Source organism: Alkalibacterium subtropicum, assembly GCF_900112455.1.
Classification (GTDB): domain Bacteria; phylum Bacillota; class Bacilli; order Lactobacillales; family Carnobacteriaceae_A; genus Alkalibacterium; species Alkalibacterium subtropicum.
In genome coordinates this window covers 205,457-222,329 of sequence record NZ_FOLT01000001.1, presented here as the reverse complement: position 1 = coordinate 222,329, position 16,873 = coordinate 205,457, and the positions used below count along the sequence as shown (strand labels likewise).

General features: G+C 43.1%; 16 protein-coding genes. 1 reads left to right on the top strand and 15 read right to left on the bottom strand.

Going from position 1 to position 16,873, the window contains the following annotated elements:
* Positions 1–27: 27 nt before the first annotated feature.
* The 8 genes from BM049_RS01095 to BM049_RS01060 all read right to left on the bottom strand — a co-directional run bounded on the left by BM049_RS01095 (position 28) and on the right by BM049_RS01060 (position 8,863).
* The gene (locus BM049_RS01095; RefSeq protein WP_091527969.1) at positions 28–987 is read right to left on the bottom strand and encodes an ABC transporter permease; all 960 of its coding nucleotides are present in this window, start codon (positions 985–987) and stop codon (positions 28–30) included.
* A gap of 2 nt (positions 988–989) precedes the next feature.
* The gene (locus BM049_RS01090) at positions 990–1,982 is read right to left on the bottom strand and encodes an ATP-binding cassette domain-containing protein (protein WP_091527967.1); all 993 of its coding nucleotides are present in this window, start codon (positions 1,980–1,982) and stop codon (positions 990–992) included.
* 1 nt (position 1,983) lies between these two features.
* Positions 1,984–2,988 (bottom strand): ABC transporter ATP-binding protein, encoded by a 1,005-nt coding sequence (locus tag BM049_RS01085; RefSeq protein ID WP_091527965.1) that lies wholly within the window; start codon positions 2,986–2,988, stop codon positions 1,984–1,986.
* Positions 2,989–3,226: 238 nt separating this feature from the next.
* Positions 3,227–3,466, bottom strand: coding sequence for an acyl carrier protein (gene acpP / locus BM049_RS01080; RefSeq protein WP_091527964.1), 240 nt, complete (start codon positions 3,464–3,466; stop codon positions 3,227–3,229).
* Between the two features lie 172 nt (positions 3,467–3,638).
* Complete coding sequence (gene plsX, locus BM049_RS01075) at positions 3,639–4,643, bottom strand: phosphate acyltransferase PlsX (RefSeq protein WP_091527962.1); 1,005 nt, start codon at positions 4,641–4,643, stop codon at positions 3,639–3,641.
* Between the two features lie 25 nt (positions 4,644–4,668).
* Positions 4,669–6,708, bottom strand: coding sequence for an ATP-dependent DNA helicase RecG (gene recG / locus BM049_RS01070; RefSeq protein ID WP_091527961.1), 2,040 nt, complete (start codon positions 6,706–6,708; stop codon positions 4,669–4,671).
* Positions 6,709–6,791: 83 nt separating this feature from the next.
* A complete protein-coding gene (locus BM049_RS01065; protein WP_091527959.1) occupies positions 6,792–8,453 on the bottom strand; it encodes a DAK2 domain-containing protein in 1,662 nt (553 codons plus the stop codon).
* A gap of 44 nt (positions 8,454–8,497) precedes the next feature.
* A complete protein-coding gene (locus tag BM049_RS01060) occupies positions 8,498–8,863 on the bottom strand; it encodes an Asp23/Gls24 family envelope stress response protein (protein WP_091527958.1) in 366 nt (121 codons plus the stop codon).
* Between the two features lie 372 nt (positions 8,864–9,235).
* Between BM049_RS01060 and rpmB the strand changes: the two genes are divergently transcribed.
* Complete coding sequence (gene rpmB, locus BM049_RS01055; RefSeq protein ID WP_091485920.1) at positions 9,236–9,424, top strand: 50S ribosomal protein L28; 189 nt, start codon at positions 9,236–9,238, stop codon at positions 9,422–9,424.
* A gap of 55 nt (positions 9,425–9,479) precedes the next feature.
* Here rpmB and BM049_RS01050 read toward each other — a convergent pair whose 3' ends face one another.
* From BM049_RS01050 to fmt, 7 genes are all read right to left on the bottom strand, one after another.
* On the bottom strand, positions 9,480–10,127 hold the full coding sequence (locus BM049_RS01050; protein ID WP_091527956.1) for a thiamine diphosphokinase: 648 nt from the start codon (positions 10,125–10,127) through the stop codon (positions 9,480–9,482).
* Positions 10,120–10,779, bottom strand: coding sequence for a ribulose-phosphate 3-epimerase (rpe, locus tag BM049_RS01045; RefSeq protein WP_091527954.1), 660 nt, complete (start codon positions 10,777–10,779; stop codon positions 10,120–10,122). Before rpe ends, BM049_RS01050 begins: the two co-directional genes overlap by 8 nt.
* Positions 10,779–11,693, bottom strand: coding sequence for a ribosome small subunit-dependent GTPase A (rsgA, locus tag BM049_RS01040; protein ID WP_091527952.1), 915 nt, complete (start codon positions 11,691–11,693; stop codon positions 10,779–10,781). The genes rpe and rsgA overlap by 1 nt, the downstream gene beginning before the upstream one ends.
* 15 nt (positions 11,694–11,708) lie before the next feature.
* Positions 11,709–13,727: a Stk1 family PASTA domain-containing Ser/Thr kinase gene (gene pknB / locus BM049_RS01035; RefSeq protein ID WP_091527950.1), complete on the bottom strand. Its 2,019-nt coding sequence runs from the start codon at positions 13,725–13,727 to the stop codon at positions 11,709–11,711.
* Positions 13,728–14,462 (bottom strand): Stp1/IreP family PP2C-type Ser/Thr phosphatase, encoded by a 735-nt coding sequence (locus BM049_RS01030; protein ID WP_281242174.1) that lies wholly within the window; start codon positions 14,460–14,462, stop codon positions 13,728–13,730. It abuts the gene before it with no gap.
* A 116-nt stretch (positions 14,463–14,578) separates the two neighbouring features.
* Positions 14,579–15,928 carry a 16S rRNA (cytosine(967)-C(5))-methyltransferase RsmB gene (gene rsmB / locus BM049_RS01025; protein ID WP_091527947.1) on the bottom strand — a complete coding sequence of 450 codons (1,350 nt, stop codon included), beginning with the start codon at positions 15,926–15,928 and terminating at the stop codon, positions 14,579–14,581.
* Positions 15,915–16,865, bottom strand: coding sequence for a methionyl-tRNA formyltransferase (gene fmt / locus BM049_RS01020; protein WP_091527946.1), 951 nt, complete (start codon positions 16,863–16,865; stop codon positions 15,915–15,917). Before fmt ends, rsmB begins: the two co-directional genes overlap by 14 nt.
* Positions 16,866–16,873: the final 8 nt, after the last annotated feature.

Below are 16,873 nucleotides of genomic sequence, written 5' to 3'. Positions count from 1 at the left end.
TTCATTCCTTTCTGTAGAAGATTCATTCTAATCAATCCTGATCCGCGGATCTACTGCCATAAGTATCAAGTCAGATAATAGTGTTCCGACCAAAGCCATGAAACCATAGAATAAGACTAATACGAAAATGACACTATAATCACGCGTGTTGATTGATTGGAGGAATAAATATCCCATCCCGCGGTATACAAAGATTTGTTCAATAAAAATAGAACCTGTGAATAAACTGACGATCGTGAAGCCGAATCCTGAAGCAATCGGCAGGGATGCATTTCTTAAGATATGCTTGGTATACACTTTTTGAATCGGCACGCCCTTTGAACGCGCTGTTTTAACATAGTCTGAAACTTTTGCATCGATAATTTCACTTCTGAGATATTGAATGATCGCAGTTGTTCCAAGTATTGCGGTCGTTATAGATGGTAAAATCAGGTGATACAATTGACTCGTCCAGATTTCCCATTGCGTTTCAGCACTTATACTGATACTGCCTCGAGCAGGGAACCAGTTCAAGTTGTAACCGAACACCCAGACCATAAGCAAGGCTAAGACGAAGATCGGCACCGCGAAACTTACAAAGTTATAAACAAGGACTGTCTTATCTAAAACCGATTCGTTATATCGTCCTGCTAATATACCTAGAGGCAAGCCAATAAGGTAGGTAAATATTATAGACAATAGAGAGAGTCTGATCGTATTACCGATCCTTCCTGCAATAACTGACGTAACCGGCTGCTGATAATTGAAACTTCTACCGAAGTCGCCCTGGAAGGCATTAGACATCCATCTGACATACTTGACTGGCAGAGGATCGTTCAATCCATAAGCTTCTCTCATTGCATCCAGCTGAGCCGGATCCAGGTTCGGATCGATCATACCGGTGAACGGATCACCCGGCATGAAGTCTGCAATGATAAAAATAAGAATACTTAAGATAAGAATTTGAGGAATCATCAATAGAACACGCCTGATAATTGTTTTCCACATGATTAACTTTCCCCTCCAGTCTTAACTTTTTCATTTTGTAATGATGCATTAGGTTCTTCTGGTTTTAGAGCAACCAAATGATCGTTATCGTATCGCTGCAAGTCATAAACACGGCCATTCGGATCGTAGTATTCCGTTTCCTGAGCATCGTATTCTGCTTCGACACGCTGCCTTTCAACTTTATGCGCTTTTCGCGTGGTAGGATCCATGTCAGGGATCGCGGACAGCAAACGTTTCGTATATATATGCTGCGGATTCTTGTAGATAGCTTCTTTCGAACCTTGTTCTACGAATCTTCCTCTGTGCATGATCGCTATATCATCTGACATATGCTGAACAACACCCAAGTCGTGGGAAATAAAGAGATAGCTTAACCCATATTCTTTTTGAATGCGTCTCATAAAATTCAACACTTGAGCTTGTACAGATAAGTCCAATGCAGATGTCGGTTCGTCAGCAATAATCAGTTTAGGGTCACTAGCTACTGCTCGTGCAACACCTATCCTTTGACGCTGTCCTCCTGAAAATTCATGAGGATACTTATACATGGCTTCTGCGTTCATCCCGACGATTTCAAGCAATTCAGCCACACGCCTTTTTGTTTCACCAGGTGTGTAGTCAAAATAATTATGCATGGGTTCTGCCATAACATCAATGATCCGCTTTTTTGGATTCATAGATGACGTGGCATCCTGAAAAATCATCTGCACATCTTTATTATAATTTGCATATTTCTTTTTCCTGCTTCGGGCTTTATTCGTCACATTCTCGCCTTCATAAAAAATTTTGCCGGATGTAGCTTTTTCCAAACCAATGATCGTTTTCCCGATCGTTGTTTTACCTGACCCTGACTCTCCTACTAATCCGTAAGTTTTTCCGCTTTCTATCGACAGATTCACACCATCGACAGCTTTTACATGGTCCTGGACAGTATTTAAAATACCTCCGCGGATCGGGTAATGTACTTTCAAATCTTTAACTTCTAAAAAAGCCATATCACTTATCCTCCCCTTCAAAGTGGAAATCTTTCCAGCATGTACATCTCACTTTGTGGTTGGGACTGACTTCATGTAAAACTGGATTTTCTTCATGTGCTTCTTCAGGGATCCACGGGATCCGCGGAGCAAATCGGCACCCTTTTCTTGGTAATTTCTGCAGAGATGGTACAGTTCCGTGAATAACATGGAGCTCATCATCTTCCCCTTCAAGCTCATGCGGAATCGAGTTCAGCAATGACCGAGTATAAGGGTGTTTCGGATTCGCAAACAATTCTTCAACCGGAGCTTCCTCCACGATCTGGCCAGCATACATGACAGCTACTCTGTCCGCTGTTTCGGCAACAACACCTAAGTCGTGCGTGATCAGGATGATCCCAGATCCCGTTTCATCCTGAATGTCGACCATCAAGTCAAGGATCTGTGCTTGAATGGTAACATCCAGTGCGGTTGTCGGCTCATCAGCAATGATTACTGGGGGTTTATTTGCCAGAGCTATGGCAATAACGACCCTTTGTCTCATCCCTCCGGATAATTCATGCGGATAGTTTTTCATGATTTGCTCTGGGCGTGGAATCCCCACTTGATTGAGTAATTCTAATACTCTAGCTTTTCTCTGCTCTTCATTTAAATCTGAATGATATTCCAAGGCTTCCGAAATCTGTCTATATATGGTCATTAATGGATTCAATGACCCCAGTGGATCCTGGAAAATCATGCCAATGTCATTTCCTCTGATACGGTTATACAACTTTTCGTTCAAATCAAGAAGGTTTAAATCTTTATAAATAACTTCTCCCTTGATCTCGGTATTCTTTGGATCGTGCAGCCCCATAATCGATGTTGCCAGTGTAGATTTCCCACATCCGGATTCACCAACAATGGCAAGTATTTCATTGTTCTCTAATGTTAATGAAACACCATCAACTGCATTATGATATATATCTCCAAAACGAAACCCTGTCTCTAAGTTGTTAATCTCTAACAAACTACGTTCGACGGCCACTACTTAACCTCCTATGCTTTCCTTCTTCGAGAAACAATTTTATACTTCTCGAAAGAAAATCACTAAACTTTCATCTTTTTCTAATCAAAAGCTTAATAATATAAATCGAATTATACACTGTTTTCATTAACATATCAATGCTTATTTCTAATTTTATAACAATTGGTTAAAATTTCAAGCATTTTCCTATCATTTATTTCTCATTATATTATAATAGTAAAATTTTGTTCAACTATTTCTATAAATTCGAATGTATGTAATCAACTGCTTTCCCAACTGTTGTGATTTGTTCAGCATCTTCGTCAGAAATCTCTCTGCCGAAAGTATCTTCCAGCTCCATGACAAGCTCAACGACATCGAGTGAATCTGCACCTAAATCATCTTTAAACGTCGTATCTCGAGAAATCTTGTCTTCGTCTACACCTAGTCGTTCTACGATGATCGCCTGTACTTTTTCAAAAACTTCTTGTTCTGTCATTTTTTTCGCTCCTTTGAACAGTAATAGGGATCTGTTATTGCTTTTTCATAAGCCTATTACCAAATTATCATTTGATGCACAAATGTAATTGTATCGCATTCTTTTTGTAATTTCCATCATTTTCAGAAAAAATATAATTTTCTTCATAACTTATTGACTACCTGAGTTGTGTTTAGTTTTCAGCGTGTTCGAAATAAGTGATCAGTTCTTCCAGCAATTTTGAGTCCAGCATTTCTCTTATCTGACGTATGGTGTGATAAACAGGTTCTGCTGTAGCTGACCCATGTGTTTTTATAACTGGTGCTTTCACGCCGAAGAGAACGGCCCCACCATATTTTGAGTAGTCCAGCAAATCTTTCATGCCTTTAAGGCTGTCTTTGAGCAGCAGGCCCCCTACTTTTGCTTTGACCCCATTATTGTAAATAGAATTTTTTAATACAGTCATCATCGACAAAGCCGTACCTTCAATGGTTTTCAAAACGGCATTACCGGTAAAGCCATCCGTTACAACGACATCTGCCACACCATTCAGAAGTTCTCTAGCTTCCACATTCCCGACAAAGCTGATTTCTTTATTGTCTTTTAATAACTGATAGGCTTCTTTTGTGAGTAGACTGCCTTTGTTTTCTTCTGTACCATTATTCAACAGACCGACCGTTGGAAATTCAATGCCATGTACATGTCTGGCATACTGTGTCCCTAAAGTGGCATACTGATTGATATTCAACGGTTTTGAATCAGCGTTGGCTCCAAGATCTATCATATGAAAGACCGAACGTTTGTCAGAAAGTGACGGGAACGTACCTAACAGTCCGGGACGGTCGACGCCTTTCATTCTTCCGATCAGCAACGTACCGGCGGCCAGAAGCGCCCCTGTATTCCCTGCTGAGAACAGGGCATGGTTCTCTCCATTCTTTACAGATAAAGCGGCTTTGACCATCGAAGCTTCTTTCTTTCTTCTTATTGAACGGACAGGATCATCTTCACTTAATATTTTTTCATCCGTATGAACGATTTCTATATTGGTCAATGACTCATCCAACCCTTCGCGGATCAGGTCTTCTTTCCCATATAGCACCAGGGTGACATCACTGAATTCTCTTGCAGCTTTTACACATCCCTTTACGATTTCTGATGGAGCATTGTCTCCACCCATCGCATCTACAGCAATTCTCATAATTTTTTCCTCCTCGATTTGAACTCTAATCCAGTATCATTTCATTCTCTTTAGTTATTCCTAAACTGTTTCTTAAAGAACTATATTCTTCTTTGTTATAAAACGCTTCTGTCTGTATCAACTGCTGAGCAGCCATTCTTGCTTCTTCCAGTATACTGAAATCTTCAACGATATCCGCCACTTTAAATTCGGGAAGACCTGATTGCTTTTTACCGAAAATATTGCCCGGTCCGCGCATTTCCAGATCCCGCTGACTAAGGGCGAACCCGTCAGAGGTCTCGGTAATGATCTGCATCCGTTCTGCACCTTTTTCACCTTTAGGATCGGCGATCAGTATGCAGTAGGATTCCTGTTCCCCACGTCCGACGCGTCCTCTTAGTTGATGAAGCTGAGCCAGTCCGAAGCGGTCTGCATCATGAATGATCATCAGCGTGGCATTCGGAACGTTGACACCTACTTCGATGACTGTAGTGGACACAAGGACCTGTATAGCATTACGCTGAAACTCTTCCATAGTCGCTTCTTTTTCTGAAGCAGACATTTTTCCATGGAGAAGCCCGACGGTGAATGAGTCTCCTAAGATTTCCTGATAAGTGTGATAAAGTGCTGTGACATCTTCTAGATCCATCATTTCAGATTCTTCGATCAGCGGACTGATGATATAGACTTGGTGTCCTTTTTCCAGTTCCTTCTTCAAAAAGCCGGTCATCCGGTCAAAATGCTTCGGTCGGATCCAGTAAGTGGATATTGGCTTTCTTCCCAAAGGCATTTCATCAATGACCGAGACATCCATCTCTCCGTATGCTGTAATGGAAAGCGTTCGTGGAATAGGTGTGGCTGTCATAAACAGCACGTCGGGATTCAATCCCTTTTCTCTCAGATTTTTTCTCTGATCGACCCCAAACCGGTGCTGTTCATCCGTGATCACTAAGGCCAGCGAATCAAAAACGACACCTTCCTGAATCAGCGCATGGGTACCGATGAGACAGTCGATATCTCCTGTTCTTAATCTCGCCAGTATCTTGTCGCGTTCTTTCCGTCTGGTCGATCCGGTCAGCAATTCTACATTGATCTCGGTTTTATCAAACATTTCATCCAAAGACTGTTTGTGCTGTGTGGCCAGGATCTCTGTCGGTGCCATCAAGGCAGACTGTTTTCCGGCCGTCTTAGCTGCCAGTATCGCGGAAGCCGCAACGACGGTTTTTCCACTCCCTACATCCCCCTGAAGCAGCCTGAACATCTGTCCTTTTATTTTCAAATCTTTACATACTTCATTCACGACCCGTTTTTGAGCCTGGGTCAGTTCATATGGAAGCGAATCAAAAAACATTTTCAACTGTCTGACATCATAATCGATCGTCAGCCCATTCTGAGCCAGTTTCGTCTGCCGCTTTATCCAGGCCATCCTCAACTGATAAATGAAGAACTCCCTGAAAATCACAGAATACCGCGCTTCTTCCAACTCTCTACTGTCAGCAGGAAAATGCATGCGATAAATCATTTCTTTGCGGGTCAGAAGGTTATGCTTCCGGCGCAAGGGATCGGGCACATCTTCCGGGATCACGTCCTTGTATTGGTCCCAGGCCTTTTCAATGAGTTTAAAGATCGTAGACTGTCTGATTTTTTTTGAAGAATGATAAATAGCTTCCTGATCGCTGGCCGAATCCGATGAGAGGATCTTGATGCCACTCAGCTGTTTTCTGATACCATCCCATTTGCCGAATACTTTTATTTCTTTACCTGTTTCGATCTGTTTCTTTAAATAAGGCTGATTGAAGAACGTGACAGAGACGATGACATGATCACAGTTCATCCGAAAAGTCAGACGATTTCTTTTTCTGCCAAAGTAAGAAACTGTTCCTTCGGAAATCGCAACCCCTTCCAGAACGACTTTTTCATTATCTTCGATCTCGTCGATCGATTTAGCTGTTAAATCTTCAAACCGGAAAGGAAAATAGGTCAGCAGGTCACTGATGGTATTTATTCCCAGTTCATTTAATGCTTCTGCTCTTTTTTCACCCACTCCGCTCAATCCAGCGATCGGGTCTTCGATCGACAACGTCATATGTTCCACCTTTCTTTCTTAAATAAAGAAAAATAGAGAAAACAACAGAAGTTCAAGTCGTTTCTCTATTTGTCTCCTTTTATTTATTCTACCGAAATAAGATAAGGATATACTGGCTGACCACCCTGGTGGATTTCCACTTCGATATCAGCAAATTCATCCTCCAGAATTCCGGCTAATTTGTCCGCCTCTTCCTCAGAACCTTCTTCGCCTATAAGTACTGTCACGATCTCACTTTCGTCGTCCAGCATCGCTTTTATCGTCTCTAAAGTGACCTCGAAAAGTTCAGGCGCTGTTACTTTGATATCTCCGTCAATAATCCCCATATAATCATCTTTTTTGATGGTCAGTCCATTTATTTCCGTGTCTCTGACTGCAAATGTTACTTGTCCGGATTTGACCATATCGATTTCATCAGACATGGATGCTTTATTCTTTTCAAGATCCTGCCTTGGATTATAACCCAGCATGGCAGTCAGCCCCTGCTGAATAGTGCGTGTAGGGACAACAGCCGCATCAGCTTCAATGACCTCGGTGGCCTGTTCAGCAGCCATAAAGATATTTTTATTGTTGGGAAGGACGATGTACTGCTTGGCAGGCACGCTTTCCATCGCTTTAACGATATCTTCAGTACTTGGGTTCATCGTCTGTCCGCCCTGTAAAACGTAATCGACTCCCAGACTTTCGAACAGTTCCTTAAGCCCTTCACCTGGAGCGATAGCAACGACCGCAAAGTCTTTTTCTTCTTTTTCTTCTGTTTCCTCGAGTTCATCTCCGGATAAAGCGGAGTGCTGTTCGCGCATGTTATCGACTTTGATTTTCATTAACGAACCGAACTTCTGACCATAATTCATGACTTCGCCCGGACGTTCGGTATGCACGTGGACTTTAATGATTTCTTCATCGGCCACGACCAGAAGGGAATCACCCAGTTCATTCAGATAGTTACGGAATTCTTCATAATCAAATTCTTTTTCTACCGTTTCCCCTTCGCCGATGCGGACCATGATTTCTGTACAGTAGCCGTAAGTGATATCTTCAGTATTCACGTGTTCGTGAACGCCGCTTCTGTGGTGCTCTGCCCGCACTAACTCGTCAAGATTCGGCTCTGCATCTTCGGCTGGTTTTTCGCCAGTCAGTGATGAAAGGAATCCTTCGTAAATATAGACAAGACCTTGACCGCCACTGTCTACAACACCCACTTCTTTCAAGATCGGTAATAAATCAGGCGTTTTCTTCAATGAACGTTTTGCAGCTTCCAAAACTGTCTCCATCAGGACGATCACGTCGTCTGTTTCTTCAGCTTTCTGAACACCAGCTTTGGCAGATTGTCTTGCCACCGTCAAAATAGTGCCCTCGACAGGCTTCATGACTGCATTATAGGCTGTATCGACCCCCGCCTGAAAAGCCTGGGCAAGCTCTGACGCATCCACTTCTTCTTTGCCTTCTAAAGCTTTGGAAAAGCCTCTGAACAGCTGTGACAAAATAACACCGGAATTTCCTCTAGCCCCCATCAGTAGACCTTTAGCTAATGACTGGGAAATTTCTCCGATTTTCTCACTCGAAGATTCTTTGACTGCATTCGCACCACTCGTAAATGAGAGGTTCATATTCGTTCCTGTGTCACCGTCCGGTACAGGAAACACATTCAGTGAATTGACGTATTCAGTGTGCTCGTCCAGTCGCTGTCTTCCGACAGCCACCATTTCTTTAAACTTATTTGCTTTTAAACTATTTACATCCACTTTTTCATTATCCTCCTTTGTCACTTAAAACATGTGACGTTGGCTTAAAAATCGTTTTGAACTCTGACACCCTGGACAAACACATTGACAGAACTGGCTTTGATGCCTAAGTCGTGTTCCAGCTGATACCCAACTCTTTCCTGAACGTTTTTAGACACTTCAGTTATCTTTGTACCGTAGCTGACAATAATATAGACATCAACGGCAATATCTGTGTCTTCCTGTCTGACAACGACACCTTTCGAATAATTGTCTCTGTTCAGGATCTCATTGATACCGTCACGTACCTGATTGCGACTCGCCATTCCTACGATCCCAAAAATTTCCGTTGCGGCACCACCTACCACGGTGGATATCACATCACTGGACATTTCTATGTTTCCGTACTTTGTATTCATTTGAACGCTCATGTTGCAAACTCCTTTCGTTTTACAAGATTATTTTTTACATTGTTAATTTCCTTTGATATTCAAACATATTTTAGCATATTACACCTGATAAAAAAAGACAGGGTCTCTCATGCTGCTTTATCTGTGCAGCCAAACGTTTCGTTTAGTTCACACTTTACCTAGTATACACTGTAATCGATAGATTTTGTAGGGAGTATTCCAGTTTAATGAATAAAAAGTTATTTTTCACTCCTTTACACGAGTGTCCTGTAAAGGGAAAACACTTGATTCTTTTTTTAAAAACTACTTGCTTCATTCGCCTAATTATGATACTTTATATAAGTATGAGTTAGCTTTATTTATTTGAGCTAGGCACGAAGGAGGAGAAAAAGAATGGCTAAAGAATGTTTTGTAACTGGACGTAAAGCTAGAAGCGGAAATAATCGCTCTCACGCTAATAACAAATCTAAACGTACCTTCGGTGCGAACTTACAAAAAGTTCGTATTATGGTTGATGGTAAACCTCAAAAAGTTTGGGTTTCAGCTCGCGCTTTAAAATCAGGTAAAGTTGAACGCGTTTAAAAACGAAAAAGAACGGATATCAAGGGATCAAATCTCCTTTAGATATCCGTTCTTTTTACTTATCATTGCTCTGGATCACTGCCAGCAAACCATCGCTGAACGAAAACCGGCAATCTTCCGCCAGAAATTCATTACTGACCAGCGCTCTTGGATAGGAATAGGACATTTTATCAAGAGGATATTTGACGCCTCTAAGCGTCAGCTCATCGATCGGCGTCATGCCTATGAAAGAAAGATAGTACCTGGCTGCTTCTTTCTTGATCTCATAGTTTCCAGGCCTGTAAAACCGTATCGTGTTCATCTTGTTCAATAAGGTGATCCTGTCGATCCCCTTATTGAACCTAGGCTGGTAGACCATATAGAGGACGCTCAGCAGATGATCCAGTCTCCCCCCTGACCAGTTATAAATGATGATCTCATTCACCGATTCATCATCCACAGCCATTGCTAAGGCGATTTCTGCATCCGTATCATCTTTCTCAGCATCAAATTCCCGGAAGGATTCAACGGACGTGCGAAGATACGCTTTCTCCTCAGGTGTAACGGAATCAAAATCTCCAACAGCTACATTCACCGATATATTTCTGGACAGACACTCAAACGCGCCTCTGTCCACCCCTATCACACTATCCTCCTGCCTTGGCTCTGGGAACACCGCATATTCTGCTGGTGCTCCCAGAACGATGTGAGCAGTCTTAGTCACTTGCCCTCACCGCATTTTTCAAGGCTTCGATACGTTCTCCAGGATCTTCAGAATTGAATACATAAGAACCTGCCACAAAAACATTCGCGCCTGCTTCAGCACATTCTTTTATAGTCTCGGGATTGATCCCGCCGTCGACTTCAATAAGGAAGTCATAGTTATTCTCTGTTCTCATCTGATCGAGTTTCCTGATCTTGTTCAGTGTTTCTGGAATAAATGACTGGCCACCGAACCCTGGATTCACGGTCATGACGAGTACCATATCTACCATAGAAAGAACATCTTCCAGCAAACTGACTGGTGTAGAAGGATTGATGACGATACCTGCTTTGACATCGAAACTCTTGATCAGCTGCAGCGCCAGATTGATATGGGCCGTGCTTTCGTACTGGATCGATATATAATTTGCTCCTGCCTGAGCGAAATCCTCGACAAAATTCTCCGGGTTTTCCACCATCAGATGGCAATCGATCGGTAAGCTAGTATAAGGGCGGATAGCCTTTACTACATTGGCACCAAAGGTAAGATTCGGAACAAAATGTCCATCCATAGAATCGACATGGATCCAGTCAGCTCCTCCTTCCTGAGCCGTGAGAATATCATCTTTTAAATTTGCAAAGTCAGCACTTAATATCGAAGGTGCGATTTTCATTATTTTTCCCCTTTCTTTCCATAACGTGGTTTTCTGTTTTGTATTTCTTCAAGCAATGACGAATAATTTTTATACCTGTATTGCGTTATTGTGCCATCTTCAACGGCCTTTTTTACCGCACAGTCCGGTTCGTTCTGATGAATACAGCTGCTGAATCGACAGTCTCTGCCTTTTTCCCAGATTTCAGGAAAACATTCGCTCAGTTCCTGTTCTGTGATGTCATCAAACTGAATAGCGCTGAAGCCCGGTGTATCTGCAACCAAGCTGCCCATAACAGGAATAAGCTCCACATGACGGGTCGTATGCTTGCCTCTTCCCAGCGATTTCGATGTCCCACCGGTTTTGATATTCAAGTTCGGGTCGATCTTATTCAGCAAAGTTGATTTGCCTGCCCCAGACTGTCCTATGAATACTACGGTTTTTCCTTCGACGTAAGGCTGCAGACTATTTTTTATCGCATCTGACGCCATTATTTTTCCCTGTTCAGGTAAGATGACTGTATATCCGATCTTTTTATAGTCTTCACAGATCGCCTTGACCTGACCATACTCGTTTTCACTGGCGATATCTGTTTTTGTTACGTAAATAAGTGGTTGAATGTTTTTATATTCAACTGAAACGAGAAAACGGTCCAGAAGAGACGTAGAGAAAACCGGATGACTAATAGACATGACAATGATGCCTAAGTCGATATTGGAAACTGAGGGTCTGTCCAATTCGTTTTTTCTTTGAAGTATCTTTTCCAGACTGCCTTCCTGTTCTGTCCCGTAACTGAATTCTACATAGTCCCCCACCAATGGTGTGATTTTTTTCTTTCGAAAAATACCTCGTGCACGTGTCTGATAGATGGTTCCCTCGGCTGTTTTGATGTAATAAAATCCACTCAGCGCTTTTATGATCTGACCTTTATTCAATCCCTCACATCCTTTCTAATTATTCGGTGTGATCCCTGTCTCTTCCATGATCAGTTCGTCATTTCTCAAAACTCTGTAACTGGCTGTTTCATCTTCCAGGACACTGAAGGAAATGATTTCCATTGTATCTTCATATATATCAAACTCCCGATAGATTTCATCATATGAATTTTCGGCATCACTGACATAAATTTCGATATGATTTGGTTCATCAGCCGGCTCTTCCGGCTGCGGCCCTCCATTTTCTTCAGAGAAATCCGTTTCATCGCCTTCCGTATTTTCATCTTCCTGAGTTTCGATGTACTCGATCGTTATACCTCTGTCAAAAGAGATGATTTCCGGCTCCTCTGGTCCTGTTGAAAAGACTACAGAGATGCGGGATCCATTATAAACGAGTGAACCAGCTTCGGGCGACTGACTCGCGACCTGTCCTTCAGGGATAGAATCATGCGGTTCTCGCGTGATCGTAACAGAAAGGTTATAGTCATCCGCATACCTCTCAACCCCTTCTAAAGAATAACCTGTAAGATTGATCAGGTCATGTCCTTCGGGGCCTTCACTGACAGTCAGAACCATTATTGACTCACTTGGGATCACTTCTTCTCCTGAGTCGATACTCTGAGAAATGATCCGTCCTTCAGGTATGGACGGATGATGAGCATTTTCTCTCTCCACCGTAAACCCTATTTCTGCAAGCTCAGCCCTTGACTCCTCAAAATCCTCTTCTTCATACTCTCCGACCGTAACCGGTGTTTTTCCGAGACTGACATATAAATCGACCTCACTGGTTTCTCTTAATGTTGATTCGGCTGCTGGGCTAGTACGTATGATTTGACCTTCTTCTATCTCTTCATGATTCTGTTCGACCAGTTCTCCAACACTTAAGTTCAGCGTTTCCAGTGCAGCCGCAGCCTCTTCTGTCGTCGTCCCTGCTAAATCAGGAACTTGGACCTCTTTGGGCCGAGTCAAGATAAAGGCCAGCACGCTCATCACAGCAATCACCAGAAAGATGATGATCAGGACCAAAGCTTTCTTTCGCTTATTTGTTTTTATCGATTGGGAACGATTTAACGCCTTTTTCTTGGCCGATGTCTCAGATTCTTCCTTCACAGTAGAAGCAGCTTCTTTGGCCACTTTTGGCGGCGTGACAGGTGTAAGAATGCGTGTTCTGTCGTCCACTGTATCTTCCGGCACAAATTTTGGTTCTCTGGCCCTTTCTGGAGAAAGGGCCGTCATGAGATCTTCTTTCATTGCATGGACGGACTGGTATCGTTTCTCCGGCTCTTTTGCTGTTGCTTTCAAAACCACATTTTCAAGAGCCTGTGGTAAGGACGCATCTTTTTTTCTGAGAGAAGGCATGTCATTCTGAAAGTGCTTCAGCGCGACAGAAACCGGCGACTCCCCGTCAAAAGGGACGTGCCCGGCCAGCAGTTCGTAAAGCAGTATGCCAAGGGAGTAGATATCTGACTGCTTGGTGGCCATACTTCCTCGTGCCTGTTCTGGAGAAATATAGTGCACAGATCCAAGCAGCGAATTGGTCTGAGTTATCGAGTTTTCCGACAGGGCAACGGCTATGCCGAAGTCTGTGATCTTAATAGTCTCATCATGAGCGATAAGTATATTCTGGGGCTTAAGATCTCTATGAATGATATTGTGTCTGTGCGCATACTCCACTGCATTCAATATCTGCGTCATGAAAGTCACTGTTTTTTTATATGGGATAGGGTGGTGCGCTTTTATATATTCTTTTAAATCATAGCCTTCTACATATTCCATAACGATATAAGGTGTTTCATCTTCCCCTACATCTACTACATTGACGATATTGGAATGAAGCAATTCCGTCGTTGATAATGCTTCCCTTTTAAAGCGGCGGATACTTGCTTCGTCGTCATGGAAATTGTAGGCCATCAGTTTCACGGCAACCTGACGCTCCAGGATCAGATCTTCTGCTAAAAATACTTTAGCCATCCCTCCTGAACCTATTTCTCTGATCAGTTTATAACGATCATTTATTCTTTCTCCTACCTTCATTTATTTACCCTCCTTCCCCTTATCCGCTGCATCCTGTCTGTTTTCGATAAGACAGATGGTTATGTTGTCTGTGGATCCGTTCTGCAAAGCAGACTCCATCATAATATTCGCTCTGTCACTTAAAGAACGCTGTGCTGTCAGAACTTTATTCATTAACGGTGTATCGATACCATTTGAAAGGCCGTCTGAACAAAGCATGAGCAGCGAATCAGCCCTCTGGTCTAAAAAGAAAAAATCGACAGCCACTTTATCAAACACGCCTAGTGAACGAGTCAGTGTATGGCGTTGACGATGGTTCTTTGCTTCTTCTTCAGATATTTCTCCTTTGAGCCTCAGTTCATTGGCAAAGGAGTGGTCTTCCGTTATCAGTTCCAGCCCCTCCTGATTCAAAAAATAGGCCCGGCTGTCTCCGACATTTCCGATGATGATTTCATCATTTATAAAGGCCGCGGTGACGATGGTTGTGCCCATCCCATCCAAATCACTGTATGTTTTAGCCACTCTGTAGATCCTCTGGTTTTCGAGATTGATATGCTGGTCGAGCCACTCACTCGCCTCTTTTGCACTGCTGAAGGTCGTGTCTTTCCAGTGATTGCCAATCTGAAGCACGGCCATTTCACTCGCTATATCTCCGGCTTTATGTCCACCCATCCCGTCACACAGGACAGCTAAGAGCTGATTGTCTTTATTTAAAAACGTCTCTACATAATCCTGATTGATCGAACGTTTGCCGATGTGTGTGTTCTTGAAAATTTTCAGTTTCTCTCACTCCTGCTTAACATAATTTCATAAATGCTATGTACGTTGGAAAGTCCCTGAGATTTTTTCAGGAACTTCCGATTCTGTGATGATCAGTATTTAACTAAACTAGCTATAAAGAATCCGTCTGTATCAAAATAATGCGGATATAAATTAATAAAGCCTTCTTTTGAATGGTGAACAGCCTTTTTATGAGTAAAGACTGGTTCGATTTTGAAATCAGCATGCTCTCTCAAAAAGGCATTGATCACGTCATTGTTTTCTTTCAGCGTTATGGTACAGGTACTGTAAATCAGGCGTCCACCTTTCTTAAGAAGCGGTGCAACACTATCAAGAATGTCTCCCTGTACTTTCTGTAAAGCATAGATATCTTCCAGCGTTTTCTGATATCTGATATCGGGCTTGCGTTTCATCAGGCCCAAACCGGAGCAAGGAGCATCCACAAGGATTTTATCGAAGGTCTGACTGCCAAATGCATCGCTGACTTTCCTTGCGTCCATCGGACGTGTCTGGATCAGCGACGACATCCCCAGACGCTCCGCATTTTCCTCGACTTTTTTCAGCTTGTTTTTGTTTAAATCCAAAGCTGTGACGGTTCCCTCAGATCCAGTGAGATACGAGGCCATATGTGTTGTCTTGCCTCCCGGTGCAGCACATGCGTCCAGGATCTCATCCCCTTCATCTATCTGCATCGCTTCTGCAACGAGCATGGAGCTTTCATCCTGAATCGTAATGATGCCTTTTTTAAACAGTTCCGTGCTTACCGGCAGACCGTTCTCACAGATCAGACCATCTCTGGCGATCTGGCTAGGTCTGACCTCATAACCTTCATCATTCAGTTGACTGATGACCTCTTTCATTGGCTTCATCTGAGTATTGACGCGCAGACTCACTTTCGCTCGTTTAGATAAAGACTGAATGATTTTTTCTGTCTCCACGATACCGACTTCTTCTATAAGGAGTTCGATCATCCAGATCGGGAAGCTGTATCTGATCGATAGATACTCGACAGAATCCGTTATTTCTTCCGGAAAACGCACCCCCTGACGGTCGATACTTCGAAGAACGCCATTGACGAACCCGGCTGTTCCTTTATGTCCCATGGCTTTAGCAATACGCACCGCTTCATTCACGCTCGCATGGGCAGGCACTTTATCCAGCTGGGTCATCTGATACAAGGACAGTCTGAGCAGCTGTCTGACCCAGTTTTCAACTTTCTCCGGATGCTTGATGAATGGCTCGAGCTGATAGTCCAGCAGCAGCTTGTTCTGGATCACGCCATAAACGAGTTCCGTCAGCAGTCCTCTATCCTTGTCTGACAACTGATTTTTTTTGACAGCTTCAGTGAGCAGTAAATTACTGAAAGACTGGTTCTTTTCGATTTTTCCCAGTATCGTAACAGCAATGTACCGGCTGCTGTGTTTAAGATTATTCGTTGTCAAAGTGCATTCCCTCTTTTAAATAATTTAAAGCGCCAGCCAGAAAATCTCTGATCGGCATTTTAGGTTTGCCGAAAGGCTGAACTTCATGAAGTGACAGAGCTGTATCGTCCCCACAGGCCACGATGCATTCATTTTTATTCAATACGATGATCGTTCCCGGCGCCTCATCGCTCTTCCTCTGAATCGGTTCAGCTTTCCATAATTTGAATCGCTGACCGCTCAATAAAGTAAACGCACCCGGAAAAGGATTCATTCCGCGTATTTTGTTATTGATCGTTTCGGCTGATTCTTGCCAGTCGATTCTTTCTTCCGCTGGTTTGATCATCGGAGCATAAGTGATCTCCGATTCTTTTTGTTTTTCTGGAGTGATCTCACCGCTGAACAGATCAGGCAGCGTGTCCATCAGCAGATCCCTGCCGAGCAGGCTGAGCTTGTCAAACAAACTTCCGACCGTGTCTGTCTTTTCGATCGAAAGACTTCGCTGTGACAAGATATCTCCCGCATCCATTTCTTTTTCCATATACATGATCGTTACGCCTGTTTCTGATTCCCCGTTGATCAGTGCGTAATGGATCGGGGCAGCCCCCCTGTATTTAGGCAGAAGAGAAGCATGGACATTAATCGCTTTGAAGGGAGGCGTATGGAGCAAAACGGTCGGGACATACTGACCGTAAGCAGCAGTGATCACAAGATCGGGACTCAGGTTTAATACTTCCTTCAATTCTTTGCTTCCAGACAGTTTCTCAGGCTGGAAGATTGGAATTTCATATTCCACAGCTTTATTCTTGACTGGGGGAGCGGTCAGCTTTTTTTTCCTGCCGACTTTTCTGTCCGGCTGTGTCACAACACCGACAACCTCGCACAGAGAGCTCTCTGCTAAAGCTTCCAGAATCGGGACTGAAAAGTCCGGTGTCCCCATAAATATTATTTTATACATTGGTAAGC